Annotated in this window: 22 protein-coding genes and 3 pseudogenes; 21 read left to right on the forward strand and 4 right to left on the reverse strand. The window is 61.0% G+C overall.

Annotated features, from left to right (window positions below):
- The first annotated feature begins 136 nt into the window (after positions 1-136).
- The 4 genes from F6X39_RS37565 to F6X39_RS07800 all read left to right on the forward strand — a co-directional run bounded on the left by F6X39_RS37565 (position 137) and on the right by F6X39_RS07800 (position 3,272).
- A complete protein-coding gene (locus tag F6X39_RS37565; protein WP_187616207.1) occupies positions 137-550 on the forward strand; it encodes a winged helix-turn-helix transcriptional regulator in 414 nt (137 codons plus the stop codon).
- A gap of 91 nt (positions 551-641) precedes the next feature.
- Positions 642-1,376 (forward strand): FadR/GntR family transcriptional regulator, encoded by a 735-nt coding sequence (locus tag F6X39_RS07790; protein ID WP_116120410.1) that lies wholly within the window; start codon positions 642-644, stop codon positions 1,374-1,376.
- A 395-nt stretch (positions 1,377-1,771) separates the two neighbouring features.
- Positions 1,772-2,581, forward strand: coding sequence for a YoaK family protein (locus F6X39_RS07795; RefSeq protein ID WP_187616208.1), 810 nt, complete (start codon positions 1,772-1,774; stop codon positions 2,579-2,581).
- A gap of 298 nt (positions 2,582-2,879) precedes the next feature.
- Positions 2,880-3,272 carry a hypothetical protein gene (locus F6X39_RS07800; RefSeq protein ID WP_187616209.1) on the forward strand — a complete coding sequence of 131 codons (393 nt, stop codon included), beginning with the start codon at positions 2,880-2,882 and terminating at the stop codon, positions 3,270-3,272.
- A gap of 269 nt (positions 3,273-3,541) precedes the next feature.
- Here F6X39_RS07800 and F6X39_RS07805 read toward each other — a convergent pair whose 3' ends face one another.
- The gene (locus F6X39_RS07805) at positions 3,542-4,486 is read right to left on the reverse strand and encodes a cupin (protein WP_187616210.1); all 945 of its coding nucleotides are present in this window, start codon (positions 4,484-4,486) and stop codon (positions 3,542-3,544) included.
- 321 nt (positions 4,487-4,807) lie between these two features.
- Between F6X39_RS07805 and F6X39_RS37340 the strand changes: the two genes are divergently transcribed.
- From F6X39_RS37340 to F6X39_RS07835, 6 genes are all read left to right on the forward strand, one after another.
- A complete protein-coding gene (locus tag F6X39_RS37340) occupies positions 4,808-6,916 on the forward strand; it encodes an FUSC family protein (protein ID WP_187616211.1) in 2,109 nt (702 codons plus the stop codon).
- Positions 6,917-7,184: 268 nt separating this feature from the next.
- On the forward strand, positions 7,185-8,111 hold the full coding sequence (locus F6X39_RS07815) for a LysR family transcriptional regulator (protein ID WP_187616212.1): 927 nt from the start codon (positions 7,185-7,187) through the stop codon (positions 8,109-8,111).
- Positions 8,112-8,649: 538 nt separating this feature from the next.
- A complete protein-coding gene (locus F6X39_RS07820) occupies positions 8,650-9,594 on the forward strand; it encodes an NAD(P)-dependent oxidoreductase (RefSeq protein ID WP_187616334.1) in 945 nt (314 codons plus the stop codon).
- Between the two features lie 177 nt (positions 9,595-9,771).
- Entirely contained in the window at positions 9,772-10,800 is a 1,029-nt protein-coding gene (locus F6X39_RS07825) for a YncE family protein (protein ID WP_187616213.1), read from the forward strand.
- A gap of 38 nt (positions 10,801-10,838) precedes the next feature.
- Positions 10,839-11,774, forward strand: a complete 936-nt coding sequence (locus F6X39_RS07830) for a sterol desaturase family protein (RefSeq protein WP_262413617.1) — start codon at positions 10,839-10,841, stop codon at positions 11,772-11,774.
- 284 nt (positions 11,775-12,058) lie between these two features.
- Positions 12,059-12,979, forward strand: a complete 921-nt coding sequence (locus F6X39_RS07835; protein WP_187616215.1) for a bestrophin family protein — start codon at positions 12,059-12,061, stop codon at positions 12,977-12,979.
- A gap of 196 nt (positions 12,980-13,175) precedes the next feature.
- Here the strand turns inward: F6X39_RS07835 and F6X39_RS07840 are convergent, their stop codons facing one another.
- Positions 13,176-14,600 carry a PLP-dependent aminotransferase family protein gene (locus tag F6X39_RS07840; RefSeq protein WP_187616216.1) on the reverse strand — a complete coding sequence of 475 codons (1,425 nt, stop codon included), beginning with the start codon at positions 14,598-14,600 and terminating at the stop codon, positions 13,176-13,178.
- Between the two features lie 197 nt (positions 14,601-14,797).
- Between F6X39_RS07840 and F6X39_RS07845 the strand changes: the two genes are divergently transcribed.
- The 8 genes and pseudogenes from F6X39_RS07845 to moaD all read left to right on the forward strand — a co-directional run bounded on the left by F6X39_RS07845 (position 14,798) and on the right by moaD (position 21,498).
- Positions 14,798-17,125 carry an FdhF/YdeP family oxidoreductase gene (locus F6X39_RS07845; protein ID WP_187616217.1) on the forward strand — a complete coding sequence of 776 codons (2,328 nt, stop codon included), beginning with the start codon at positions 14,798-14,800 and terminating at the stop codon, positions 17,123-17,125.
- Between the two features lie 59 nt (positions 17,126-17,184).
- Entirely contained in the window at positions 17,185-18,579 is a 1,395-nt protein-coding gene (locus tag F6X39_RS07850) for a cytochrome ubiquinol oxidase subunit I (protein WP_187616218.1), read from the forward strand.
- A gap of 45 nt (positions 18,580-18,624) precedes the next feature.
- On the forward strand, positions 18,625-19,611 hold the full coding sequence (locus F6X39_RS07855) for a cytochrome d ubiquinol oxidase subunit II (protein WP_187616219.1): 987 nt from the start codon (positions 18,625-18,627) through the stop codon (positions 19,609-19,611).
- 65 nt (positions 19,612-19,676) lie between these two features.
- A complete protein-coding gene (locus F6X39_RS36350; RefSeq protein ID WP_410449918.1) occupies positions 19,677-20,081 on the forward strand; it encodes a molybdopterin-binding protein in 405 nt (134 codons plus the stop codon).
- Positions 20,082-20,163: 82 nt separating this feature from the next.
- Positions 20,164-20,448, forward strand: a pseudogene (locus F6X39_RS36645) (radical SAM protein); the annotation flags it as partial.
- Positions 20,429-20,605 (forward strand): hypothetical protein, encoded by a 177-nt coding sequence (locus F6X39_RS37570; protein WP_187616220.1) that lies wholly within the window; start codon positions 20,429-20,431, stop codon positions 20,603-20,605. The pseudogene F6X39_RS36645 and the gene F6X39_RS37570, both read left to right, overlap by 20 nt.
- An 84-nt stretch (positions 20,606-20,689) precedes the next feature.
- Positions 20,690-21,200, forward strand: a pseudogene (locus tag F6X39_RS07870) (molybdenum cofactor biosynthesis protein MoaE).
- A gap of 40 nt (positions 21,201-21,240) precedes the next feature.
- Positions 21,241-21,498: a molybdopterin converting factor subunit 1 gene (moaD, locus tag F6X39_RS07875; protein WP_187616221.1), complete on the forward strand. Its 258-nt coding sequence runs from the start codon at positions 21,241-21,243 to the stop codon at positions 21,496-21,498.
- A 101-nt stretch (positions 21,499-21,599) separates the two neighbouring features.
- Here the strand turns inward: moaD and F6X39_RS07880 are convergent.
- Positions 21,600-22,721, reverse strand: a pseudogene (locus F6X39_RS07880) (D-alanyl-D-alanine carboxypeptidase family protein); the annotation flags it as partial.
- Positions 22,722-23,241: 520 nt separating this feature from the next.
- Between F6X39_RS07880 and F6X39_RS07885 the strand changes: the two are divergent.
- Entirely contained in the window at positions 23,242-24,462 is a 1,221-nt protein-coding gene (locus F6X39_RS07885) for an SAM-dependent methyltransferase (protein WP_187616222.1), read from the forward strand.
- Between the two features lie 162 nt (positions 24,463-24,624).
- A complete protein-coding gene (locus F6X39_RS07890; RefSeq protein WP_187616223.1) occupies positions 24,625-25,200 on the forward strand; it encodes a TetR/AcrR family transcriptional regulator in 576 nt (191 codons plus the stop codon).
- Positions 25,201-25,339: 139 nt separating this feature from the next.
- Here F6X39_RS07890 and F6X39_RS07895 read toward each other — a convergent pair whose 3' ends face one another.
- Positions 25,340-25,495: a hypothetical protein gene (locus tag F6X39_RS07895; RefSeq protein ID WP_187616224.1), complete on the reverse strand. Its 156-nt coding sequence runs from the start codon at positions 25,493-25,495 to the stop codon at positions 25,340-25,342.
- Here F6X39_RS07895 and F6X39_RS07900 point away from each other — a divergent pair.
- Positions 25,494-25,919 carry an organic hydroperoxide resistance protein gene (locus F6X39_RS07900; RefSeq protein ID WP_187616225.1) on the forward strand — a complete coding sequence of 142 codons (426 nt, stop codon included), beginning with the start codon at positions 25,494-25,496 and terminating at the stop codon, positions 25,917-25,919. The genes F6X39_RS07895 and F6X39_RS07900 overlap by 2 nt on opposite strands.
- The last annotated feature ends 11 nt before the right edge of the window (positions 25,920-25,930 follow it).

Here is a 25,930-nt window from a genome sequence, read left to right on the forward strand (position 1 = left end):
GTCCCCCGCCCGTCGATCGCCCGTAGCGGCCCCCGACGGATCGATTGGGTCCGGCAGCCGGAGCATTGACGAACGACCACACTGCCTTTACAGTTCCCGGAATGATCGAATCTCCTTACTGGACCATACTACCCTTATGGTTACTGGACCGAACCGGCATCCGAAGACCTCGTATACCGGCACTACTTCGGAGCGGGACACGTTTGCGCGCGATGTCCTTGAACGCGTTACCTCGAAATGGCCACTGAAAGTACTTCAGGTAGTCGCCGAAACAGACCAACCACTACGATTCTCGAGGGTTCTCGAGCAAGTCGACGGTATAAGCCAAAAGATGTTGTCCCAAACCTTACGAATGTTAGAGAAGGAAGGACTGGTCACGCGCACTGTATTCGCGCAGATTCCTCCACGAGTCGAATATGAAGCAACCAAGCTCGGCCGCGATTTGCTCGGTGAAATCGTCCCGGTTTGTCGCTGGATTGCGGCCCGGGAGTCGGCGTTTGTAGCAGCGAGAGCAACGTTCAGTTGTCCGACGAAACCAAGCGAAAGTTGACGCGTTAATCGCATTCACGACCAGAACTTCCCGCATGAATCAGGCGGGAAGTTGAACCAAAAAATCTAGAGACGCGAAGGAGCCGGCGCAGATGTCTTTTTCTCCAATCACCCCACCACCCCGATTCCGCTTGTCCGACGCCGTCTGCGATCAGCTCGAACAACTGATTGTTGACGGGACACTGCGAGCTGGAGAATCGCTGCCATCGGAGCGCGACCTGGCGCAACGTTTGAACGTATCTCGCCCGTCGTTACGAGAAGCATTGCTCCGACTGGAAGGTAGCAAACTGATTCAATCCAGGACGGGAGGCGGATATGTCGTCGCAAACTCCAGTTCGCCCCTCATCGCGGACCCGCTGGCGCACTTGATAGCGCGCCACCGCAAGGCGGCAGGAGATATTCTGGAAATGCGTGAAGGACTGGAAGCCGTGACAGTCGAATTGGCAGCCACACGCGCGACGAAATCCGATATCCGGCAGGTCAAAGATGCCTTGAACGCCCTCGAATCGGCGTTTACCAAGCCGGACCCATACGCCGTGCACGCTGGGCAAACATCGCTGCCGCTGCTTGATGCCGCTTTCCATTTGCGAATTGCCGAGGCTACTCACAACATCGTCCTTGTTCATGTGATGCACGGTCTGTACAACCTCGTACAGAAATCGATTGAAGAAACCTACTCAACATTCGAGAAAAGAGACGCAGACTTGTCGCATCTGATGGAACAGCATCGGCATATCTACGACGCTATTGAGCGTCACGACCCAATTGCCGCACGCAACGCGCTAGTCACCCATCTTGGCTTTATCCGGGAAAACGCTTCCCGCTAGGAAGAGCGTTTGCCGACTCACTGGCCCGAGGACCGCCGAAAAGCATCCGCTGAAGTATTCGCAAGGATGCTAAAGCTTAAGTACCGGCGCCAAATTCGGCGAGTGCACCAACGCTGTCCAGTCGAGATCCTCCCAACCACATGCGACTGCAGCAGCTCCCCTATCACACACGACGCCGGCGACGGGCATGGAAGCCGCAACGTGTTCTGCCTCCCCAAGCGCCATGTCACAAAACCCACGCCGCCATGTTTGATGGCCTAATGACCTGCATGCACTTCTACAGGCGAGCCGTCGAGGTGGACCCTTTCCCGCAAATCTGATTTCCCGGCAGAGAGCTTCTTGTGACGTGAGTCACATCGGTATCCTTTGCGTGTCCGCTGTCATGCTTGATGCACATGAACACAAGCCAAGGCGGAAAACACCTGGTCTCTTTCGAGCATCGCGGATCGATGCGTCACCACGCCAGAAACAGGGATCTCCAGCAAATGCCTCTAGACCAAACCGTCCTGTCATCACGTCACGAACTGCGTTTGGCCTGGTCGCTCGCGGCAGTCGCCGGCTTTCTCAATGCGACGGGCTTTTCTGTCGCGGGTATTTTCTCGGGCAACATGACTGGCAATGTGACGTCATTGGCAGACAGGATCGCCACAGGCGACCCGCGTTCGGGGCTCTCACTCCTCGTGATCATCGTGCTCTTCATTGTGGGAGCGATGCTTTCTGCGCTTCTTCTCGAGTTTCGCGGTGCAGGTAACCGGGCGCACGCGTGCGCGATCATCTTCATGGCGGAAGCCGTCTCCCTTGTGGTTCTCGCAGTTATAGACGTGAAGGTTCACACCGCAAGCGGCCTGGTGCTCGTTTTCGGATTGAGTTTTCTCATGGGTTGCCAGAACGCGACCGCCGCCGTGGTTTCCAATTTCCGGGTGCGCACCACTCATTTTTCGGGCACATCGACCGATATCGGAGTGAAACTCGGTCTTATCTTCGCTCATGCACTTCAGAGGAATGAGCCGCCTGATCAGGTTGAGCACTTCCACGAACTGAAAGCCAAAGCGCTGACGATGGCAGCATTTTGCGTGGGTGGCGTCGCAGGTGTGATCTCCTATAGCGTGGCCGGAAAAATGAACCTACTTATATCCGCGCTCGGGATCGTTTTTCTCTCGATCCCGCCGCTCGTCGTTTCGAGCAGCCCGCAGGTATCAGCGTAGTTTTGCAATGCATGTGGCGGCGCCAACCACATGCCCAATCCGAGCGACGTATTGTCGCGTCCAACCCCGTAGGTTCCGGATTTTTTTATTTTTCTGACTCCGCACACCCGCTCGCTTCTTTGCCGAATCCGTCTTTCGACAGCACAAGCAAAGAAATTCCCAGTGTGCCAGCGGATCGTCGATCGTTTCGGAAATCACACTCACTAGTTATTAGATGCCGCGAAACGTCACTTTCAATCAAACGCCACTCGTGAAGGGAAACGTTTCCCGCGGACGGTCGACGCTAGTGATGATTTTCATGTCGATTGCGTTTGCGTCCTGCGCGGCCCGTGCCTTCTGGATTCAGGTTATCGACCGCAAGTTCTATGAAAAGGAAGGCGCCTCGCGAGTTGAACACATCATCGATGTTGGTGCTGAGCGCGGAAAGATAATAGACAGGAACGGGACGGTGCTGGCTACAAATGTTCTCGTGAAGTCCATCTGGGTCGACCCTAAGGAAATTCCCGAAGACCTTGAACCCGGCAAACTTGCGATGCTGTCGCGGCTACTCGACATGCCGGCGCAGCAGATCACCGCACAATTCGACAGGGACAAAACATTCGTCTACCTGAAGCATCAGGTGCCGCTTGGCGAGGCTGACAAAATCAAGTCTCTGGGCATCCCGGGAACGAGGGCCGGCTTCACGGCATAAGAACACCCTTGCGATTGCTCGACGAAACCCGGGTGCAGCAAAAAGGCGGAGACTTTTGGTCTCCGCCAGACTTTGGGCTGGTTAGCCCCCTCGTGTCGTCGTTAGTTCCGGATGCTTTGCGGTGAGCAAGTTCTGCCAACGGCACATCGCGTGCCGCGACACCTCGAATCCAGAGACCGCGTGCGCTGCGTCTGTTGCGATGAAACGCTGACCGCCTTGTTCCGTCAAGACGCACACACGCAACCCGGAGTAAAGCACCCGGTGCGCAATCAATGTGCGAACTGGATATCCAGCGACCGCAGATACGTCTGAAGACCCGCGTCCTGGATTGGGATCACGTAGCCGTTTTCCCCGGACTCATTGAAGTGTGCGTGCCAGTAGCCCGGCGGCGTGACGAAAGCCATGCCTGGTTCCCAGTCGACGCGCTCCGGGTTGACGATGTTGCCCTGCTCATCCAGTTCCGTTCCGACAAGCGTATAGCAACCGGGCTTGCACTCCGAAATGAAGTCGAGCGCGATCGACTGGTGGCGGTGTGGCTTTTGCACCGTGTTCGGCGCAATAACGCCAAACATTGCCCACATGGTGTGGGTCACCGTGCGAGTCTGCGGAAATTTCGCGTTGCCAAGCAGAATGCTGACGCGACTGCGCTGACCAGCGCCCGGTGCTCCAGCGACCTTCAGCAGTTCCTCTTCGGCGCGGACTGCGGGGTAAAGCGTCGGCGAAAAGCGCGCTTGCCCGACGTCCGCACCCAGATAGGCGAGCAACGGCGCATCGTTGACGTAGTAGAGCCGCGCGGTCGAGTCAGCCGTCAGCACTGCTTCTGCGCCACCAGGAAGCGCAAAAAAATCCCCCTTGGCGAACTGAAATGAAGTCTTTGGCTGTACTACGGCGCCCGAGCCTTCCAGAACGTAAAAAACCTGCGAAGTCGCGTTCGGGTTCAATGAAACCTTCTCGCCTGCGAGAATACGCACGAAGTTGGCGATCAGCCCAGGACCGGTAGCAGGGCCCTCGCAACGCAGTTCAGCAGACAGGTCAAGCGGCACTACACGCGTCGGACCGCTGTCGTAAAGCGAGGTCAGGAAAGAACGATACGGAACTCGCGAAATCAGCTTCGCGCCGATCGGATTGGCCGACGAAGTGTATTCGAAGTATTGAGCGCCTTGAGTCACTTCATCATTGAACTCAAGCGTTGAAGCTACGGTTTTGTCCAGCATGGAATACCTCCAGAAAGTGGACTAGTGAAGAACGGCACACTTATGCGCGTGAGATAGGGCGTTGCGCAACAAGTTGATGTCACTATAGGAGCAAATTTTCGTGGCTAGAATCGCGCGCACCAAGAATCACCTTTGCAAAAAGGGGATAACTTCGGCCCTGCTATTCCCGCAAAATTGAAACCTCGCGATAAACGCGCATCGGCTGGCCGAGAACACATAGCCGTTGTCGTCCGTTAGGCCTGACACCTGCGGCATCTGGTACGCTCGCCTTGTCTTCGCCACGACGTATGCGCGTCGCCATCAGTTGAAGAGGAGCGTCGCGTGATCCTTTCTATCTTTCGTCGCCTGCCGCATCGAAAGCAGGCCTTCTTTCGCAACCTCGCGCGTCAGCGCCCCGCGTGGATGGTTTCTTTCGCCATCGAGGAAGCAAGCCTGTCCGAGGGTCTCCGGGCAGCTAGCGCGTCGACCGCGATGCTGCTCGTCGGACAGATTTTGCATAACCCTCTGTTCTCCTGGGCCGCGATCGGCGCGTTCTGGACGTGCCTCGCCGATGCGGCTGGTTCGTCGCGCCGCCGCTTCGCGTCGATGATGGGATTCGCCGTGCTCTCCACCGTGTGTGGCGGCCTGACAGCGCTTGCCTCAGGCGCGGGCGCATTCGCGGCCTGCGCCGCGGTGCTAGCCGTCTCGTTCTGCGCCGGGCTTGCCTCCATCTGGTCGCCCGCCGCCTACCAGCTCGCGCTCGTGACGGCGACCACCTGCATCGTCATGGTGGATAGTCCGATGCACAGCATCAGCGGCGGTGCACCGCTACTCGGCATCTACCTGAGCGGTTGCCTCGTGGCGACCGTCCTCAGCTTTAGCATCTGGCGCATTCACCCGTTCGGACCAAGCCGTTATGCCGTCCGGCTCGTGTATCAGCGTCTGTCCGATTCGGCACGCGATATTGCCTCGCTGGCCACTGATCCCGCCGCCACGCGCGCCGATTGGACGCGGCACGCGACCGAATTTCGTGCAATGGTCCGGCAGTCGCTGGAAGCCGCACGCAAAGCGCTGATCAGTTTGCCCCAGTCGCGCGTAGAAGGACGCCAGCTGTTCGGCGATCTGCAACTCGCCCTCGACGACGCCGACCAGATCCTCGTCACCCTGATCGTCGTCTCAACGGCGGCCGACAATGCGTTGATTCCCGGAAACGCTCCGTGCCGCCTTGGGCGAGACCGCGCGGTACGGCTCGCACGCTGTCTCGGCATGCTCGCAGAAGTGCTTGCCCGCATCGCGTTGATCCTTGAAAAGCCGCTTTCGCCGTTCCCGTATGAACTGCGCGCGCGCCTGCCAACAATCGCCCGGCGACTCGAACAGGCCATGGACCATTCGCTCTCCATCCGCCTTTTGTCAGTCAACGCGCAACGCTATCCGCCCGCAGCAACGGAACAGGACTGGTGGCGCGCGACGCTCGGCACCACGCGCAACGCGCTCAAAACGCTGCGGGCGAACTTGCGGCCTGGCTCGCCCGGCCTGCGCCACGCAGCGCGGCTTTGCCTGGCGACGACGTCCGCGTTCGTCGTCGTGCGAAGCTTTCACATTCCGTTTGGTTATTGGGCAACCATGGCGACACTGTTCGTGCTGCAACCCGCTAGCGGCACGACGCTGTCCAGAAGCTTGGAACGCGCGGCCGGAAGTGCGGCTGGCGCCGCGCTCGCCGCGGTAATCGGGCTGATTATTCACAGCCCGCTCGCGATCTCGTTGGTCGTCTTCCCGCTGGTGTGCCTTACGATGGGACTACGGCGCGTCAGCTATAGCTTGTATGTCGTGTTCCTTACCCCGTCGTTCGTGCTGGTCGCCGATTTCGCCAAGCCGGCGAACGAGTTCATGTACGCACTCGACCGACTCGGAAACAACCTGCTCGGCTGTCTGGCCGCAGTGCTCGCTACCTGGATCGTCTGGTCAGCGAAAGGCGGCGAAAGTCTCGGCGACGCCGTTGAGCGCGCGGTCGAAACCAACCTCGCGTATCTGGCCGCTGCGGCAGGAATTTCGCATCGATGCGACGGTGAGATCGAGGCACTGCGGCGCGCCGCGGGCCTCGCAAGCACACACGCCGAGGAGATTTATCGACGCAGTTGGCCAAGCCGCACGCCTCAGCGACGCAAGACCGTTGCGACGCTCTCGCTGCTGCGGCGGATTTTGGGAACGGCAGCCGTTGTGCGGGACTCGCCAATTCCGGCGGGAGGAAGTGCGCCGTTCCGCGATGTTGTCTGCACCGCTATCGACAAGATCCACGCACAGGCACACACGAGCACCGACGCGCCACCAGGTATTCCACGTGACATTCGGCTGCGTCCCATCGAGTATGAATTGCTGCGCCAGTTAATGGAACTGTGGACGCTGCGGCGCACCATCGTCGTGAAAGAGCGCGAAGGCGAGCCGGCAACCTAGCGGATACACCAGTCCTTCGGTTGCTTCTCCGACAAGGGTGCCAGGCCCTGTCATTCCCGTTGCAGCTCGCGACTTAAACCTTGCGTGGAGCCCAAAACAGGCAACCCGCGTCCATGTGTTCAGAGCGCGTTGCCATTCGTACCATCAGCTCACGCCCGGTACAGTAAAATATTCAGCCCCCCCAGGCGATTGCCCGAGCTGCATGCATGGCTCGAGAGTGCGGCAGGCATTGGGCAACAACCTCGACTAGCTATCCCGGAAGCGGACCATGGACTACTTCTCTGCAATACGCGCTTTTCTTCATGCGGCGGAGCTCGGAAGTTTCAGCAAGGCGGCAGATAAAGTTGGGATTAAGACGTCTACCGTTTCGCGCTATATCAACGAACTGGAACGGGATCTGGGAATCGCGCTTTTCAATCGATCGACGCGAGGCCTGGTGACCACCGAAGGGGGACGGGTCTTCAGGGAACACGCGCTCATCGTCATCAAGAGCCTGGACGAAGCACGCGAAATCACAGCATCACTCAATACGTCCCCGCGCGGGCTCCTGCGCGTTACGATGCCGACATCATTTGGGCGCAGACATGTGATACGCCATCTGCCGGATTTCATGGATCGCTACCCCAAAATCGATATCGATGCGGTCGTCACCGACGACGTCCTGAACATCATTGATTCGGGCATCGATCTCGCCATCAGAATTGGTGTTCTGCCGGATTCGCAATTGATGGCGCGGCAACTGGCAGTACATCGAAGGATTGTATGTTCGAGCCCGGCCTATCTGGCACAGCACGGCACCCCAGCGTCTCCGGAGGAACTTGCAAGCCACACGACGCTACGCATGCCCCTGTCGACAGACGACACATGGTTTTTCGTCAACCGCACGCATCGCACGGTTCCTCAAGAAGTATCTGTACGACTCCAGAGCCGCTTGCGTGTCAACGATACCGAAGCGGTACTGGATCTCGCCATTGCCGGCCGCGGCATAGCCCTGCTACCCACCTGGGCCATCGGCCCCGCTTTCCGGAAAGGCAAGCTGGTGCAGATCCTTCCTGAGTGGGAAGCACAACCTACGCGCGCGGCGCCTGCGGTATGGGGCGTTTATCCCCCCAAAAAGACTGTGTCATCAAAGGTACGGGCGTTTCTCGACTTCTACGCAGCGATATTCGGTCAGGAAGGCTACTGGGAAAGCTGAACGGCCCCGGCGGTGACCCATGCGGGTTGACAGGCTCCGCCCCCCAGGTCAATCTCCGCGAGCAGCATGACCGCCGCGAATTCTGGCGGCCTTATCCTCAAAAGCGAATGGCGCGCTGTGCAGACCCCTTCGAGCGGTCACAGTCGCGTCTGCTGTAGATGCCGACACGGCGGGCCGCACCGGCGCGCGAGACATCGATGGCAAGGACGGTAACGCTAAAACACCGGCAAAACAGCCGTTACTGCCCCGCGAACGGGCGCAGTTCTTCGCCGCGGCGCCCCAACGATCCACTGCAAGCACAGTGGGGCCCGGACAAACGCGACACCCGATGCCCGGCGCACGCATCGCCAGATGCGCAGACGCCATTGCGGCATACCCCTGTGCGCAAAGCAGAGTTCCCCATTAGGTCCTTCCGCACCATGCATGCGACAGCTATTCTGCACGTGACTACGCAGCACCGCTGTTTCGCACGCTCCCCGAGACCGGGCGAGTTACGCGCGTGCAATGGTGTCCGGTGATACACCTTCATTGAATAATGATGACGACCTCCACACGAAATTCAGACGCAAGCGCTTTAGACCGGAGTACCAGCCAGCCAGGTACAGCGCCACAGCCAACCCGTGTCGGCATTGTAGGTCTCGGGCGCATGGGAACTGCATTCGCCCGAAATCTGCTGGACGACGGCTATGAAACGGTCATCTTCAGCAAGTGTGGGAATAACGTAGCCGCTCTAGAGGCAGCGGGCGCCAAGGCTGCAATGAAGTGGATTGATCTCGCCCACTGCGAAATCGTCATTAGCATGGTGCCTGACGATGAAGCGACCGACTCGGTCTCGATATCATTGGCCAATGTGCTCGATACGCATGCAATCCACATTTCAATGAGCACGATAAGCCCTGACGCGTCACGCCGGGCGTCGGAGCGCCACTCCCGTCTGGGGCAAGGCTACGTTGCAGCCCCCGTCCTTGGGAACCCAGACCTCGCTGCCGCCCGGAAGCTGTACATTCTCGCTGCGGGCCCCGATGAGTATGTGGAGCGATCGCTTCCTTTACTTGATCGGCTAGGGCAACGCATTTTCAATGTTGGGCAAAACCCTGAGTTAGCCAACACGTTCAAGCTCGCCGGCAATGCGCTGACGGCGGCCACGTTGCAGAGTATGGGTGAAGTGCTGGCCTTTCTGCATAAGGCAGGCGTTGACCCCAAGGTCGCGTTCTCCGTCTTCACGGAGTCCCTCTTTGATGGAAAAGTGCATAAGGCATACGGAAGAAAGATCGTCGAACAACGATATTCGCCGCCCGGTATGACTTTGCCGCTGGCGGTCAAAGATCTGCGTCTCGCTTTGGCGGAAGCGGAACAGCTTTCAGTGCCGATGCCAGTTGCAAGCGTCGTTCGTGACCGTCTGGTAGCTGCTGTCGCTCGCGGTTGGGAAGATCTCGACTGGTCAGCGCTCGGCAAGCTCGCCGAATTTAGCGCAGGCATTTGACCGGCATCGCTAAGTGTCGGGCTCGACGAAGCGGCGGGTTCGCCCGAACTCGGAATAGCGCCCGGCACGCGGCTGGCAGGTATTCCTGGGGATTGGCCTTTTCCCCCTCTGTGGAGTCGGCAAGGAAGGCCTTGCACTCGTTGAGCTTTGAGCATCATTGCGCAATCTAACTCCGAAATGCCCTATTCCATCAAGCTTTCACGTCGCGCGCTGCTTGGCTGTGGGCTCGCCGTTCCGCTGGGACTCGGCCTGTCGCCATTTCTCGCCCTTCGTTCGAGCCTCGCCAATGCGGCCTCCCCCTCTCTCGCGATTGTGATGAACTCCGGCGAAGCCAGCGTCTCGGTCATCGACATGACGTCGCGCAAAGTTGTCCGAACCTTGCCGACAATGCGTGAGCCCAGCCACTGGGCCCTTTCGCCGGATAAAAGCAAGCTCTATATCGCCGACGCCAGCGGCAATGCGCTGTTCATAGTCGACCCGCGCAACGGCACGTCGCTTGGCCACAAAGTCATTGCCGATCCCTATCAGCTCGGCTTTACACCCGATCAACGTTACCTCGTCATCAACGCACTGCGGATCAACTACGTCGACGTGTACCGGTCCGATGACCTGACGCTGGTCAAGCGCTTCTCGCCCGGCGAGATGCCAAGCCATCTGGGCTTCTCGCCGGACTCGCGGTGGAGCTTCAATTCGATGCAGGAGTCTGGCACGCTCGTGTCGTTCGACCTGACGAACATGACGATCCGCTGGAAGTCGGAACTCGGCTCAACGCCCGCCGGCGTGCTTTGGCACAACGGCAAGGTGCTGGTCTGCGTGATGGGCAGCGACCATGTGGCGGAAGTCGACCCAGTAACGGGTGACGTGCTGCGGCGGGTCAAAACCGGTGTCGGTCCACACAATGTCTTCCTCACGCCGGACCGCAGGACGCTTTACGTCACGAACCGTGTCGGAGGCTCGCTGGCAGCGCTCGACTCCGCCACGCTTGAACTGCTTCGCACGTATCCGCTTCACGCTGGGGGGCCAGACGATATCAGCGTTGCACCCGACGGCAAGCTATGGGTGACGCTGCGTTTCCGTGAACAGGTCGCCGTGCTGGATCCGGCCAGTGGCAACTACGAAACCATCGACGTGGGGCGCTCGCCGCACGGCATCTTCCTCAGCACTCAAATGAGCCGGCCTGGTTTCGTTACAGCTGAAAACCTGTAGGGCGCATCATGCTTGTATTTCTCGACAGGTGGTTCAGTATGCTGGCCGGTGAAATCGACACGCATCTCATTCTGCCGGTGCTGTATCACTTCGGCTGGATGGACTGGGAGGAGTTGTCGTTCGACTGGGCGCTTGTCGGCGTCTACGGCCTATTCGCGGTGATCGTCACGTACGCAGTGTGCTGGCCGCTCGAAGTGTTCTTTCCGATCGAGCGCTGGGAAAACCGGAAAGCCGTGGTGATCGACGCGTTCTATACGATTTTCAACCGGGTCGGCGTATTGCCTGTCTTTAGCTTCCTGCTGTTTTATCAGGTACAGGTATGGGTGTACGGTTTTGTGATCGCGCACGGCTACATACCGCCGACGCTCGAGATGCTTATACCACCGCTTCTCGGGCATCCGGTCATCACCTTCATTGCGTATGCGTTGATACTCGACTGTACCGACTATTGGCGTCACCGCCTGTCGCATTCATCTCGCAGCGCGTACGCACTTCATGCATTGCACCATGCGCAGCGGCAGATGAGTTTCTGGTCGGATGACCGCAACCATGTGCTCGATGAACTGGTCGCCGGCGTCTGGTTCGGCGCCGTTGGTCTCGCGATCGGCATTCCCCCGCTGCAATTTCCGCTGCTGTTCCTGATCATGCGCTTCATCGAAAGCCTGAGCCATGCGAATATCAAGCTTTCGTTCGGCTGGCTCGGCGACCGGTTGATCGTCTCGCCGCGCTTTCACAGGCTGCATCACGGCCTGCGGGCGGCGGGGCGAAACTCCTGCAATTACGGCGCTGTGTTTCCGATCTGGGACATCGTGTTTCGTACAGCCAATTTTTCTGACGAGTACCCACCTACCGGAGATCGTCGCGCACCGGAATCGATGGCCACGGGCGGCTACCTCGCGCAGCAACTGGGCGGCTTCCAGTTTTTCCTTGAAGAATGGCGACAAGCGGCAAAGGCTGCGCGTTCTCAAAGTTGAAATGCAACACCTTCACTCGTATAAGGTGCTGCCATGGAAAAACGATGCCAATAGCGCCAGGCTGAAGAACCGCTGACGATTGCCAGGATGCCTCTGCAGGCACATACAACTATCGGAACTGTACCCCTGACGAAGCCGCAAAAATGTATCTCAAGCCTGCAGCCGATCGCATTTAATCTCCTGCTATGCACCCGCGAGCAGCAGGCAAACACGTCCTGCACCGTGATTCACGCTCTTACAGAGAGTGAAACGCCCCTTTTGACTGCCCACACGTTATCTCCGTCATGATCGTCCGCCCGGCGCCCAACTGGTTTCGCATGCTCTTTGTGTGGCGCGGATCTGTCCTTAAGGCAATCCTTCCGCAACTGGCGCTCATGACGCTCGTGAGCGTGCTGGCCATGTGCACGCACGGCCGCATCTTCGGCGAAAAGGTTCCGTTGAATACGACGCCCTTCACGCTGTGCGGTGTCGCGTTGACGATCTTCCTCGCGTTTCGCAACAGCGCCAGCTATGAGCGCTATTGGGAAGCACGCCGCCTTTGGGGCAACGTGCTCATCGCCGCGCGTACGCTCACCTCGCAGGTCCGCCGCTACGTGCCCGGCGACAGCGCCCTATTCGACAACGCCGCTTTCGTTCGCCTCTTGATCGCATTCGCCTATGCGCTCAAGCATCAACTCCGTCACTCGGACCCGTCAGCCGACCTTGCGAAGCTGCTCGGCACCGCACAGGCCTCGGAGCTTCGCGGCCGCCTCTTCACGCCGATGCTGCTGCTCGACGAAGCGCGTAAGCGTCTCGCGGCGCTCAATCGCGCGGGCGTGCTGGCCGACATGCACCTCTGGATGCTCGACAGGCCGCTCGACGAACTCGGCGCGGCCGTCGGCGGATGCGAGCGGATCCACGCGACGCCGATTCCCTTCGCCTACGGCGTTCTGCTCCATCGAACCGTCTACGCCTACTGTGCCTTGCTCCCCTTCGGCCTCATCGACTCAATTGGCTTTGCCACGCCGCTCATCTGCGTATTCGTGTCCTACACCTTGCTCGCGCTGGAAGCCATCGCGAGCGAAATCGCGGACCCCTTCGGCCTCGCACCGAACAGCCTGGCACTCGATGCCATGACGCGCAACATCGAACGCGCCGTGCTCGAACTGAGCGACGAGGAAGTGCCGCCCGCGATCCAGCCCGGCCCGCACTACGAGCTTAGCTAACGTCCAGATCCGGAGAACATCTCATGTCTAGCCCTTTGATGGCGAAACCAGCGTGCCACGCGCCGTGGTGTGCTTCGAACGATGGGCCATGTCCGCTCGGTCGGTCTGGCGAACCCGCTCCCCTTTTCTCCGGTGCGATGATAAAGCCGACGAGACCGGCCGCTTTCAGAGGCCTTAGCGTGCCTGGCAGCCTGCTTCAGCGCGCGCACGCCGTCGCCAGCTTGCCGACCGTGATGACAGCCTGCTCGATTTCGGTCGACCACGAGCTGCTGTAGTTGAGGCGGATGAAATTCCGGTAGCTGTCCGATACCGAGAACATGTAGCCGGGGCCAATCGTGATGCGCTTTTCGAGCAAAAGCTTGTAGAGCATCATCGAGTCGACCTTCGAAGGTAGCTCGACCCACAGCACGTAGCCTCCCGCCGGGCTCGATATGCGCGTGCCGGCAGGAAAGAAGCGCGTGACCATCGCTCTCATCAGACTGGCCTGCTGCGCGTAGTTCCTGCGCACGCGCCGCAAGTGATGCTCATAGCCGTCGCGCTCGAGATATTCCGCAATCGCCAGTTGTGGAATGACCGGGGTAGTCAGCGTGTTCAGGAATTTCAGCTTCTCTACCTGGTCGCGATAGCGGCCGGGCAGCGCCCAGCCGATGCGGTAAGCCGCCGTGAGACTCTTCGAAAATGACGCGCAGTGCAGCACCGTTCCTTTTATGTCAAACGACTTCAGCGTGCTCGGATGCGATTTGCCGAAGTACAGCTCGTTGCAGACGCCGTTTTCGATGATCGGAACGTCCGCGCCGGCAAGCAGTTCCACGAGCGCGCGCTTGCGCTCGTCCGGCATCTGAAAACCGAGGGGATTCTGGAAGTTCGGCATCACCATGCAGGCGGCAATCGGCTGCGAGTCGATGATCCGCGCGAGCTCGTCGATGTCGATGCCGTACTCCGGGTGCGTCGCCACCTCGATCGCCTTCATGCCCGAACGCTCGATGGCGTGGAGCATCGCGTAGAAGGTCGGCGATTCGACCGCAATGACGTCGCCCGCCTTGGCGACGGCCTGCAGGCACAGATTGATGGCCTCCGTTGCGCCTACCGTCACGATGATCTCGTTCGGATCGACGGTCATGCCGTTCTCGAGGTAGCGCCGGGCAATTTGCCGCAGGAGGTCAGGGCTGCCGGGCGGCAAGCCGTTCGTCACTCCCCACAGCGCCTTGTTGCGGCCGACCGCCCACGCATAGCGATTGAGCTTCTCGAACGGAAAGAGCTCGGGATCGGGATAGGGCGAGCCGAGCGGCACGGCGCGGTCGACACTGATCGAGCGCAGCGTCGAGAGCACGAGCCGGCTCACGTCGACGGAAGCAGACACGGCAATCGGTCGTGTCGGACACAACCCGTGCGCGGAGCGGTCGCCTTCTTGCGCGCGCAGGCTCACAAAGTAGCCTGACTGGGGGCGGCTTTCCAGCATTCCCCGGCTTTCCAGCAGCAGATACGCGCGAATCACCGTCGTGATGCTGATGCGGTGCTGCTGGCTCGCCTGTCGAACAGATGGCACCCGGTCGCCGGGCCGATACACGCCTTTACGAATCAGATTTTCGATGTCGTCGGCGAGCCTTTCATAAAGGTTCACAGTCCTTCCCCCTGAACGCCGCACGCAGCACAGCGCTTCGACTGTGCTGCCACTCGACGAACTGTACTCGAGCAAGTCGGGGGATTCTGTGCACTCGTGAACGCGGCCTTTGCTTTTACGCTTACGCCAATCAATCGCAGTATGCGGCTCTGTCGAAAAAAGACCGGGGCCCGCGCGAAGTCAACGGAGCCAAGGGCATGGACAAGGCAAAGCAAAAAGGCAAAATCGAGGCGTATCACCACCCCGCCGCCGGCTGGGGCGCACTGAAGTACGTCGCCATCAATCTGATCAAGGAGCGCGTTGCCGGCAGCAACTATCGTACCCTGTTCAAGCAGAACCAGCCGGACGGCTTCGATTGCCCCGGCTGCGCATGGCCCGATCGCCAGCACGCGTCGACATTCGAATTCTGCGAGAACGGCGTGAAGGCCGTCGCGGCCGAAGCCACGACCAAGCGCGTCACACCGGCGACTTTCGAGGCGAACACGGTCGAATCGCTCATGAAGCAGACCGATTACGAACTCGAGCAGCATGGCCGGCTCACCGACCCGATGGTGTACGACGCCCGCACGGACCGCTACCGGCCCATAGCCTGGGACGACGCCTTCGCGCTCATTGCAAGGCATCTCAACCAGCTGGATTCGCCGGACGAAGCCGCGTTCTACACGTCGGGACGCGCGAGCAACGAGGCCGCGTTCCTCTACCAGCTGTTCGTGCGCATGTACGGCACGAACAACTTCCCCGACTGCTCGAATATGTGCCACGAAGCAACCAGCCGCGGCCTGCCGACGACGGTGGGCGTAGGCAAGGGCACGGTCACGCTCGACGACTTCGAACTGGCGGACACCATTATCGTCTTCGGGCAAAACCCGGCCACGAACCATCCGCGCATGCTGGGCGAACTGCGTGAAGCGTCGCGCCGCGGCGCCACAATCGTATCGGTGAATCCGTTGCGCGAACGCGGTCTCGAACGCTTCGCGAGCCCGCAGCACCCGGTCGAAATGCTGACCTTCAGCAGCACGAAGATCGCCTCGACGTTCATCCAGCCGAAACTGGGCGGGGACTTCGCGCTCATCAAGGGCGTGGCCAAGCATCTCATCGAGCTCGACGACAAGGCGATTGAAAACCGCACGGAACGCGTGCTCGATCTCGACTTCATCAACCAGCACACTCTCGGCTTCAGCGCGTTCGCCGACGACCTGCGCAGCGAGAGCTGGCCGCTTCTCGAAGCGCAGTCCGGCGTCGCCCGCGAAGACGTCGAAGGTCTCGCGCGCATCTATGCCAACGGCAAGCGCGTGATCGCCACCTGGGGCATGGGCATTACGCAGCACAAGCATTCGGTGCAGACCGTGCACATGCTCTCAAACCTGCTGATGATGCGCGGCAATATCGGCCGCGAGGGCGCCGGCCTGTGTCCCGTGCGCGGCCACTCGAACGTGCAGGGCAACCGGACCGTGGGCATCGAGGACAAGCCCACGCAGGCCTTCCTTGACCGGCTGGGCAAGGTGTTCGACTTCGATCCACCGCGCGAGCATGGTCTCGACGTCGTCGAGACGGTCGAGCACATGATCGAAGGCAAAGTGAAGGTGTTCATGGGGCTGGGCGGCAACTTCGCCATGGCGACCCCGGACACCCGTCGCACCTTCGACGGCCTGCGTTCCTGCGACCTCACGGTCCACATCACGACCAAGCTCAACCGCAGCCATCTTGTGCACGGTGCCAATGCGCTGATCCTGCCGACGCTCGGCCGCACCGAGATTGACGTGCAAAACGGCATCGCTCAGGGGGTCACGGTCGAAGACTCGATGAGCATGGTGCACATATCGTATGGCATGAACAAGCCCGCCTCGCCGAACCTGATGTCCGAGACGGCAATCGTCGCGAACATCGCGCACGCCACGCTCGGCGCCGAGAAGGTGGACTGGCTCGCGTATGCCCGCGACTACGCGAAGATCCGCGACGCCATCGAGCAGGCCATCGAGGGCTTCGACCGGTACAACGAGCGCATCCAGCACCCGGGCGGCTTCCATCTGCGCGTCGCCTCGCGCGAGCGCGACTGGAAGACCTCGACCGGCAAGGCGAACTTCGTCGTGCACGCCGTGCAGCAGGACACGCCGATCGCCCGTGCGAAGGCGATTCACGGCGAACGCCTGATGACGCTGATGACCACGCGCTCTCACGACCAGTACAACACGACGGTCTACGCGCTCGACGATCGCTATCGCGGCGTCTTCGGCCAGCGACGCGTTGTTTTCATCAACCCGACCGACATAGCCACGCTCGGTTTCGAGAACGGCGACTGGGTCGACATGACCACGGTCTGGGACGACGGCATCGAACGCCGTGCGGACCACTTCCGCCTCGTCGAATACGACATTCCGCGCGGCTGCATCGGGGCGTACTACCCGGAGACGAATCCGCTCGTCCCGCTGTCGAGCGTGGGCGACGACTGCAACACCCCGACCTCGAAGTCGATTCCGGTGTTGCTGCACCGTTCGTCCGAGCCGCCCGTGCTGCCTGCGTTCTGATTCCCCACTGTCGGGTCGAGTCGCGCGCTTTCCTGTTCTCTAATCACCTGGTGATCACCATGTCTATCGAAGCCCTGAATCTGGCCCGCGGTCAGTTCGCCTTGACCGCGATCTTCCACATACTCTGGCCGATCCTCACGATCAGCCTGTCCGCCTTTCTGCTCGTCGTCGAAATCCTTTGGGTCAAGACGAGCGACGTCGTCTGGTACCGCCACGCGCGGTTCTGGAGCAAGCTGCTGCTGCTGAACTTCGCCGTCGGCGTCGTGAGCGGCATTCCCCTGGAATTGGAGTTCGGCACGAACTGGGGACCGTTTTCCCAATACACCGGCCAGTTCTTCGGCAATGTCCTCGGCTTCGAGGGGGCCATGGCGTTCATGCTGGAGGCGGGCTTCGTCGGCATCATGATGCTCGGATGGGGTCGCGTGCCCAAAGGCGTGCACCTGTTCGCCACCGCGATGGTCGCGTTCGGCTCGTCCCTCTCCGCTTTCTGGATCATGGTCGCGAACTCGTGGCTGCAAACGCCGAGCGGCGTGACGGTGGTGGACGGCAAGCTCGTCGTCACCGACTACCTCAAGGCGATCTTCAGCCCGGACATGCCTTGGGGCGCGTCGCACATGTGGTTCGCCGCACTCGAAACAGGCCTCGTCGTGATCGCCGGCATCTCGGCGTACTACCTGTTTAAGCGTCGCGATCCGGCGTTCTTTGTCCGCTCGTTCAAGCTCGCCCTCCTGCTGCTGGTATTCGTCGCGCCCGTGCAGATCTGGCTCGGCGATTCGAGCGGCGTCGACGTCTTCAAAACGCAGCCAGCCAAGGGCGCCGCGATCGAGGGCCACTGGGAAACGAACGCACCCGGCACCGGTGCGAGCTGGTCGCTCCTTGCATGGCCGGATGCCGCCAAACAACGCAACGACTGGTCGCTTGAAGTGCCCGGCCTGCTGAGCGTTCTCGGCACGCACAGCCTGCACGGTCAGGTCACGGGTCTGAAAGACATTCCCGTCCAGAATCAGCCGCCGATGATCCCGCTGCTTTACTACGCGTTTCGCGTCATGGCCGGGGTCGGTTTCCTGTTGATGGTGCTCGCATTCTGGACCCTCTACGCATTGCGCAAGTCGGGCCGCCACCTCGACAAGCTGCTTGCGCAGCGCAAGCTGCTGCTCGCCTGGGTGCTGGCGATCCCGCTGCCGTACATTGCCGTCGAATGCGGCTGGATCGTGCGCGAGGTGGGCCGCCAGCCGTGGCTCGTCTACGGTCTTCTGCGCACCGAGCATGCCGCCTCCGCCATTCCGGCCGGCACCGTTTTGGGCAGCATGATCATGTTCTGCGCCTTGTTCGTCATCCTGATCGTGTCGTTCTTCGTGTTCGCCCGGCGCTGGCTGCGTCAAGGTCCCGATCTCGACCTGATGCCGCCGGCCGAGCCCGCACGCCAGGCCGTTGCGCACGCCGTCGACTATTGATCTGCGCCGTCTCACCAATTCGCTTTCACCTTACAGGAAGTCATCATGACCCCCGCATCAACCCAGGACCTGTTGAATCACGCATGGTTCGGGCTCATCGGCCTGATGCTCGTGCTCTACGTCGTCACGGACGGCTTTGACCTCGGCGTGGGCGTGCTTACGCTGCTGCAGCGCCGCCAGAGCGACCGCGACCTCATGGTCCAGTCCATCGGCCACGTCTGGGACGCCAACGAAACCTGGCTCGTCGTGCTCGGCGGCGCCCTCTTTGGCGCCTTTCCGGCAGCCTATGCGATGATCCTCTCTGATCTCTACGTCCCCGTGATGGTGCTGATCGCGAGCTTCATCATGCGTGGCGCGGCCATCGAGTTCCGTCACGCGGCCCACTCGAGCAAGACCGTGTGGGACCGCGTTTTCGGCATCGGCAGCCTGCTCGCCGCGGTCTCGCAGGGCATCGTGCTCGGCAGGATTCTTACCGGCTTCGTGCCGGGCGCCTCGAGCCTCGGCTTCGTGGCGGTCACGGCGATCGGCGTCGTATCCGGCTATTGCCTGCTCGGCGCGACCTGGCTCGTGAAGAAGACCACGGGCGGACTCGAGAGCTCGGCGCGCCGCTACGCCATCGTTTCCGTCTTCACGACCGTGGCCGCCGCCCTCGTGGTTTCGTTCGCGACGCTGAAGCTGAGCCCGGTCGGCGTGACGCGCTGGCAGGAACAGGGCGTCTTCCATCTACTGATCGCGCTTGCGGTGCTCGCTGCGCTGGCGTTCCTGTATGTGCTTTACGCGATCCACATGCGTGGCGAACACGGCCCGTTCGTGGGGGCGACGCTGCTCTTCGTGATCTCGTTCGCGGGGCTCGCCATCAGCCTGTTCCCGTACATCGTGCCGGGCCAGCTGACCGTTGCCGCCGCCGCCTCGGATAGCGCGACGCTCACTTTCATGCTCTTCGGCATCGGCACCGTCTTCCCGATCATGGTCGGCTACAATCTTTACCAATACCATCTGTTCCGCGGCAAGTTGGTGCCGGTCAAGCACTAGGCGGCCACCGCGCTACGTCAACAACGCCTTGCGCGCGGGACACCGTGCGCACGGCATTTTTCTTAGTGTCGCCGCGTGCGAAGCGTCACCGGCAAGCGACCCTTCGGCGCGCCAGTGCCCGCAGAAGCGCTCGACGAAGCCACCAGCGCACCTCGGACCACGGCCGCGAGGAGACTCGCGCTCGTGCGATCCACGCGACCCTGCGCGCATTGCGTGCGCAGTCCGACCTGATCGTGATGTCGGGCGGCGCGTCAGTCGGCGAGCGCGACATGACCCGCAGCGCGTTGACGTCGCTCGGAGCTTCCTTCGTTCTGTGCGGCATGCGCATGAAGCCCGGCAAGCCGGCCGCGCTCGCGCAACGTACTGCTTTAATCAGACGCGGACTGTGCATTCGGGGCGCAAGGCTGGTGCGCTATCCTAAGCGCAACTTGTTCGCGGGCATCGTCCGGCTTTGGAGGCCAGTGGAGTGAAGCCCGATGCCCTACCCTTGTCGCCAGCTACGGACTCTCGAAGAGATCGTGAACGCCATCGCCAAGCCCCCCATCACCGACGCCGCGCGACGTCTTCGATGCCGATTACCCGTCCCTGCGCGCGTCCGAGCGGCTGTCGTTCGATCAGATGGAGAAGGTCGCGGGAGCATTCTCGTCGCTCGGCGTCGAAAAGATTCGCATCACCGGCGGCGAACCGCTCCTGCGGCGCGGACTCGAATGGCTCATTGAACAGCTCGCATGTCTTACGACAGTCAGCGGCAAGCCGATGGGCATCGCGATGACGACGAACGGCTCGTTGGTCGCGGCACGGGCGAGCGCCCTTCGCGATGCAGGTCTCGGCCGCGTGGCTCGGCGACGCCGTGCCGGTAGAGCAACTGGCCGCGGCCGTGCGTGCGCGCTGGAGCGCGCGAGACGACCGGTATCCGGAGCCGTGCGCGATCCGGCGCAAGCCTGATTCGGGCAAGGTCTGGCCCACGGTCCGCGTGTCGCTGGTCGGCGGCTGACCGCGAGCAGCGCGCCTCACAAAACGTCCCTGGAGAAGAAGACTTGATGACGCATCCCACGCGCGCCCCCGGCTGCCCTGCGCGATGTCGCGGCGCCCCCGCGAACATGGCGAAAACGCGACGCCGCGCGCGGGCATCGCCGCGGGGTTCGAAGTGCGGGTAGAGCACCAGCCGATCGACGTTCAGGCCAACATCGCGCCGATATGCGCAACGCCAACGTGGGCGCGGTGGTCAGCTTCATCGGGCTCGTGCGCAACAGCGGCGAGTTCGACGACGTCGTCGCACTCGAGCTTGAACGCTATCCCGGCATGACGGAACAGCCGCTATGGAGCATTGTCGAAGAGGCCGTTGCACGCTGGAAGGTGGATGCGTGAAGGTCGTTCACCGGATCGGCCGCGTCGCGGTCGGTCATGCCGTCGTGGTCGTGGTCGTGGCCGCGCCGAATCGCGCGGCCGCGTTCAAGGCGTGCGAGTTCGTGATGGACTTTCTGAATGCACATACGCCGTTCTGGAAGAAAGAGGTTCGCCGCGACGGCTCTGCCGAGTGGGTCGAAGCCAGAACGCGCGACGAGCAGGCCATGATGCGGACGGGCTGACTTAGCGTTGCCCCACCGCCCACGCAACAGGAATGCAACGATGAAACTCACCATCAAGTATTTCGCGAGCATTCGCGAACAAATTGGCATCCAGCACGAAACCGTCGATATCGACGCGCCGCATCTGACGGTGGACGCCCTCCGGGCGAGACTCGCCTCGCGCAACGCGCGGATAGCCGACGCCCTGAGCGAGGGCCGCCCGGTGCGTACCGCGGTCAACCACGAGTTGGTCGCTGGCACGTTCGTCGTGCGTCAGGACAGCGAAGTCGCGTTTTTCCCGCCTGTCACCGGCGGCTGACGAGGACGGACAACGCAGGCCGCGCGCCGGCGCGCGTCCGCGCACGGACGCCGTCGCTTGGCATGCTGGCGCAGGACGCCGCGAGCCGGGCCCCGATCCCGTCAGCCGGGCCGATCGAGGTGCAGCAGCATGAAGTCCCACGCTCGCGCAAGGAGTCCGGCCCGCGGAACTGCGTCGAGCGCGACAAGCGGCGCCTGTGCGAGAACCCGGCCGTCCGTTGAGACGAGTTCGACGTTCCCCACCTTCTGATCCGCCGCGAGCGGCGCGACGAGCGGTGACACGATTGAGACCTTCGGCTTGACGCCGCGATCCTGACCGGCGGGCACGGTCAGCATCAGGTCCTTCGCCACGCCCACCCTGACGCTCAATGCCGTGCCCTCGTAGAGGCGGGACGTCTCGACCGCCTGACCGGCCTTGTAGAACGCGACTTCCTCGAACGCATCGTAGGCGAAGTCGAGCATTTTCAGGCTGTCGCGCACACGGTCGGATCCTGTCGGGTCGCCCATCACGACACTGATGACACGCCGCGTCATGCCGGGGGCGCCGGGTACGGGCCGCAGAGCGCTGGCGATCAGGCAATACCCGGCGGCATCGGTATGTCCGGTCTTGAGACCATCAACAGTCGGATCGCGCCAGAGCAGGCGATTACGGTTTAGCTGTCGGATATTGTCGTAGCTGAACGTCCTGACCGAAAAAATTGGATAGTCCTGCGGAAAATCGTGAATCAGGCGCATCGCGAGAATCGCCAGATCGCCTGCCGTCGTGTAGTGATTCGGTTCAGGCATGCCGTTGACGTCCGCAAAGTGCGTGTGGCTCATCCCTAGCGCCTGGGCCTGGGCATTCATCATGTCGACGAAATGCGATTGCGTGCCGCCCACGATTTCCGCCAGTGCAATCGCGGCATCGTTGCCGGACTCTACAATCAACCCATAGAGCAGATCGTGAACGGACACCGGCTTGTTCGCCTCGATGAACATCCTCGATTCGTCCTTGCCGACGGAACGAACGGCATCGCTGGGCCACACCGTTTCGTCCATGCGGATTTTATTGTCCAGCAGCGCCTGAAAGACCAGATACGCCGTCATGATTTTCGTGAGCGACGCAGGCTCCATGCGCGCCTCGGCGTCCTGCGAGGCGAGGATCTGATTGCTCGACGAGTCCATTAAGACCCAGGCGCGCGCCTTGACCGCGGGCGGTGCGGTCTGGGCCGGTGCGAGCAAAGCGACGCGAGGAGGACATATCTCTTACGGAGGAACTTGCACAGACTCATACGCTCCTTGTGACATTCAGTGTTGCTGGAATGTGGTAAGGCAGTAGCAACGCGCGCACGCAACCGCGCGGTGCGCATCCCTCTTCATCCGGCCGATTGCGGGACAAGTACGGTAAAGGGCAGCCCGTGCGCCCCGGAAGTCCCTTTTCCAGAATACTGTTTTGCGCGCTGGGCACCGCCCTGACGCACAGACGCCGCCTCTCGGCAACTCACCATCTTCGAAAATCTGCTTTGCGCAACCGGTATAGCGGCCCCCAAACCACGCGTCCTAGACTACACGGGCCGGCTTCTGCTCCCTCGCTCTCCGCCGATCGGACGGGCAGCGGATCTGGGCGTCGAGTGTCCAGACTGCTCGCGTCGCATGGGCAGGCGGCGCCCGTCTCGCATGCGGCACCCGCGGGCTCGCCTCTTCACGCCCGGTGCCCGATCGGCAGCCAGGCAGAAATCGCTACAACGGAAAAAGGAGAATCTTGATGCTTTGGGGAAAAAAACTGGCCCACTGGTCGGAGGAAATACGGTCGACGTCAAACCTTCCAGCGCGCCTTGTGTTGTGGAATGGTGAGCACTTCGATTTTGGGACGTTCGCCGAGCCTCATGTCACGCTGAACGTCAGGAGCGCATCCGCGTTGCCGTTGCTCCTCGATCCGAGTCTCGACAATCTCGGCGAGGCCTACGTGAACGGCAAGATCGATATCGAAGGCAGACTCACGGACATCATCGACATCGGCTATGCGCTCGCCCGTAGCACTGTGACGAACACCCTCTCTGCTGTGCGCGTCATGCGCGCCATGAGTCACACGAGGCGGTCCGACAAGCGGGCAATCCAATATCACTACGATGTCTCGAACGAGTTCTACCAACTGTGGCTCGACGAAAACATGGTCTACTCGTGCGCGTACTTCGAGAACGGCGACGAAGACCTCGCCGCCGCCCAACTCAAGAAGATCGACCACATCCTCACCAAGATCCAGTTGCAGCCCGGACAGCGCCTGCTCGACATCGGCTGCGGCTGGGGCGCGCTCGTGCTGCGCGCGGCCCAGAAGTTCGGCGCGCGCTGTGTAGGTATCACGCTTTCGCAGAGCCAGTTCGATCTCGCCGCTGCGCGCGTGAAAGCAGCGGGACTCGAGGACCGCATTGAGATCCGCCTGCAGGACTATCGCGACGTCGAAGGCCAGTTCGACCGCATCACGAGTGTCGGCATGTTCGAGCACGTCGGCTGCAGGAATCTGACTGACTATTTCTCTCGGATCCGCGCGTTGCTCACCGACGACGGCATCGCGATGAACCATGGGATAACGTCCACCGGCGCGGACAGTCGCGAGACCAGCCTCGGTGGTAGCGAGTTCATCGACCGCTACGTGTTCCCGGACGGCGAGCTACCGAACATCAGTCTCGCGCTCGAGGCGCTGCAGAGCGGCGGACTGGAGGCGGTCGACATCGAGAACATGAGGCGACACTATGCCCGCACGCTCAACACCTGGAGCGGGAACTTCGAGGCGCAAGCCGAGCAGGCCAAGAAGCTCGTCGATGAAGTGAAGTTCCGCATCTGGCGCGTCTATCTGGCCGGTTGCGCCTACGCGTTCGAGCACGACGACGTCTCGATCTACCAGATCGTCTGCCGCAAGGCCGGGCGCAGCGCGGCGACGCTGCCGTGGTCGCGCCGATACATGTACGAGCACACACTGCCGCGCTAGCGCATTGGCCCGGATCGATACACGCGGTCGCGCGGTGTCAGCATGCAAGAGAACGCACGGCGCGGACACGCGGCCTTTCCGACCCGACCCATCGAGCTCTGAAACAACATAGTTAGAAAAATCCCCTTGACTGACTACCTATCAGTAGATAAAGTTAAGCCTATGGACACGACATCAACAGTACGCGAGCAGATTCTCGACCACGCGATCACGCTGATCATGCTCCGCGGTTACAACGGCTTTAGCTACCGCGATCTGTCGGCACTGGTCGGCGTGAAGACGTCGAGTATCCACTACTACTTCCCGTCGAAGGACGATCTGGTACTTGAAGCGGTCAATGAGTACAGCAGCGAAGTGCTCAATACCGTCAAGGCAATCGACGCTGCGTTGCCGGCCGATGCGAAGCTCAGCAAATACACGAAGTTGTTTGGCAGGACCCTGGGGGACGGCAATCAGATTTGTCTGTGCGGCATGCTCGCAGCCGACATCGAATCGCTGCCGGACAACATCCGGCACTCGATACAGGCTTTTTTCAAGGCCAACGAAAGCTGGCTGGCGAAAGTGCTCGCGCAAGGTGCGCAGGAGCGTACGCTGACGGTCAACGGCAAACCGGAAAATGCCGCGCGCGCCCTCTTCGCGGCTTATCAGGGCAGTGTACTGACAAGCCGGTTGTTTAAGACGAAGGCCCGGCTCGAAGATATCGAGGCTACCTTGAAAGTAAGTGCGATAAAGCGGTAGTGCAGTAAAGCTGTAAGGTGAGGTGTTGATTCACCTCTTTAATTGTGCCGCCTATCTATCTTTGCATAGATAGGCGAGGTTAGGCGGAAAGCGAGGACATCATATCTCTCCTCGCTCATTTATCTATCTATCCATAGATTCATACAGGCGGATCAATGACCATGAACACGAAGCTGATTGGCGTTTTTGTACTGACTGGCGTCATCGCCGCCCGCGCATAGACCGATGGCGGCCGCGCATAACACGCACCGTCGACTATCTCCTCAACCACATCTTTGTATTGGAGCTTCAGCATGTCACTCGAAAAAGTTCTCTATCGCGCTCGCGCCCACGCCACTGGCGGTCGCGACGGCCGTGCCGTCGTCCCCGAAGGCAAGCTCGACTTAAGGCTGACCACCCCCAGGGAACTGGGCGGTACAGGCGGTGAAGGCGCCAATCCCGAACAGCTGTTCGCCGCTGGCTACAGCGCGTGCTTCCTCGGTGCGATGAAGTTCGTCGCTGCCCGCGACAAGATCGCCATCCCGGCAGATGTCTCGATTGACGGCAGCGTCGGCATCGGCGCCCTCCCGGACGGCTTCGGCATCGAGGTCGAACTGAAGATCGCGCTGCCCGGCATGGAGCGCGAAGCGGCGCGGGCCCTGGTCGACGAGGCTCATATCGTCTGCCCGTACTCCAACGCTACGCGCGGCAACATCGACGTCACGCTCACCCTCCTTTGATCCAATTCGTT

Source organism: Paraburkholderia sp. UCT2, assembly GCF_014397665.1.
GTDB classification, from domain to species: Bacteria; Pseudomonadota; Gammaproteobacteria; order Burkholderiales; family Burkholderiaceae; genus Paraburkholderia; species Paraburkholderia tuberum.

What these genes read in the sequence shown, in the direction of transcription:
- F6X39_RS07835 (WP_187616215.1), top strand. Translation starts at nt 12,059, where the DNA reads ATGATCGTCCGCCCGGCGCCCAACTGGTTTCGCATGCTCTTTGTGTGG.
- F6X39_RS07815 (WP_187616212.1), top strand. Translation starts at nt 7,185, where the DNA reads ATGGACTACTTCTCTGCAATACGCGCTTTTCTTCATGCGGCGGAGCTC.
- moaD (WP_187616221.1), top strand. Translation starts at nt 21,241, where the DNA reads ATGAAACTCACCATCAAGTATTTCGCGAGCATTCGCGAACAAATTGGC.
- F6X39_RS07900 (WP_187616225.1), top strand. Translation starts at nt 25,494, where the DNA reads ATGTCACTCGAAAAAGTTCTCTATCGCGCTCGCGCCCACGCCACTGGC.
- F6X39_RS07845 (WP_187616217.1), top strand. Translation starts at nt 14,798, where the DNA reads ATGGACAAGGCAAAGCAAAAAGGCAAAATCGAGGCGTATCACCACCCC.
- F6X39_RS07895 (WP_187616224.1), bottom strand. Translation starts at nt 25,495, where the DNA reads ATGCTGAAGCTCCAATACAAAGATGTGGTTGAGGAGATAGTCGACGGT.
- F6X39_RS07890 (WP_187616223.1), top strand. Translation starts at nt 24,625, where the DNA reads ATGGACACGACATCAACAGTACGCGAGCAGATTCTCGACCACGCGATC.
- F6X39_RS07795 (WP_187616208.1), top strand. Translation starts at nt 1,772, where the DNA reads ATGAACACAAGCCAAGGCGGAAAACACCTGGTCTCTTTCGAGCATCGC.
- F6X39_RS07830 (WP_262413617.1), top strand. Translation starts at nt 10,839, where the DNA reads ATGCTGGCCGGTGAAATCGACACGCATCTCATTCTGCCGGTGCTGTAT.
- F6X39_RS37565 (WP_187616207.1), top strand. Translation starts at nt 137, where the DNA reads ATGGTTACTGGACCGAACCGGCATCCGAAGACCTCGTATACCGGCACT.
- F6X39_RS07790 (WP_116120410.1), top strand. Translation starts at nt 642, where the DNA reads ATGTCTTTTTCTCCAATCACCCCACCACCCCGATTCCGCTTGTCCGAC.
- F6X39_RS07820 (WP_187616334.1), top strand. Translation starts at nt 8,650, where the DNA reads ATGACGACCTCCACACGAAATTCAGACGCAAGCGCTTTAGACCGGAGT.
- F6X39_RS07855 (WP_187616219.1), top strand. Translation starts at nt 18,625, where the DNA reads ATGACCCCCGCATCAACCCAGGACCTGTTGAATCACGCATGGTTCGGG.
- F6X39_RS07800 (WP_187616209.1), top strand. Translation starts at nt 2,880, where the DNA reads ATGTCGATTGCGTTTGCGTCCTGCGCGGCCCGTGCCTTCTGGATTCAG.
- F6X39_RS37570 (WP_187616220.1), top strand. Translation starts at nt 20,429, where the DNA reads ATGCAGGTCTCGGCCGCGTGGCTCGGCGACGCCGTGCCGGTAGAGCAA.
- F6X39_RS07850 (WP_187616218.1), top strand. Translation starts at nt 17,185, where the DNA reads ATGTCTATCGAAGCCCTGAATCTGGCCCGCGGTCAGTTCGCCTTGACC.
- F6X39_RS07805 (WP_187616210.1), bottom strand. Translation starts at nt 4,486, where the DNA reads ATGCTGGACAAAACCGTAGCTTCAACGCTTGAGTTCAATGATGAAGTG.
- F6X39_RS07885 (WP_187616222.1), top strand. Translation starts at nt 23,242, where the DNA reads ATGCTTTGGGGAAAAAAACTGGCCCACTGGTCGGAGGAAATACGGTCG.
- F6X39_RS07825 (WP_187616213.1), top strand. Translation starts at nt 9,772, where the DNA reads ATGCCCTATTCCATCAAGCTTTCACGTCGCGCGCTGCTTGGCTGTGGG.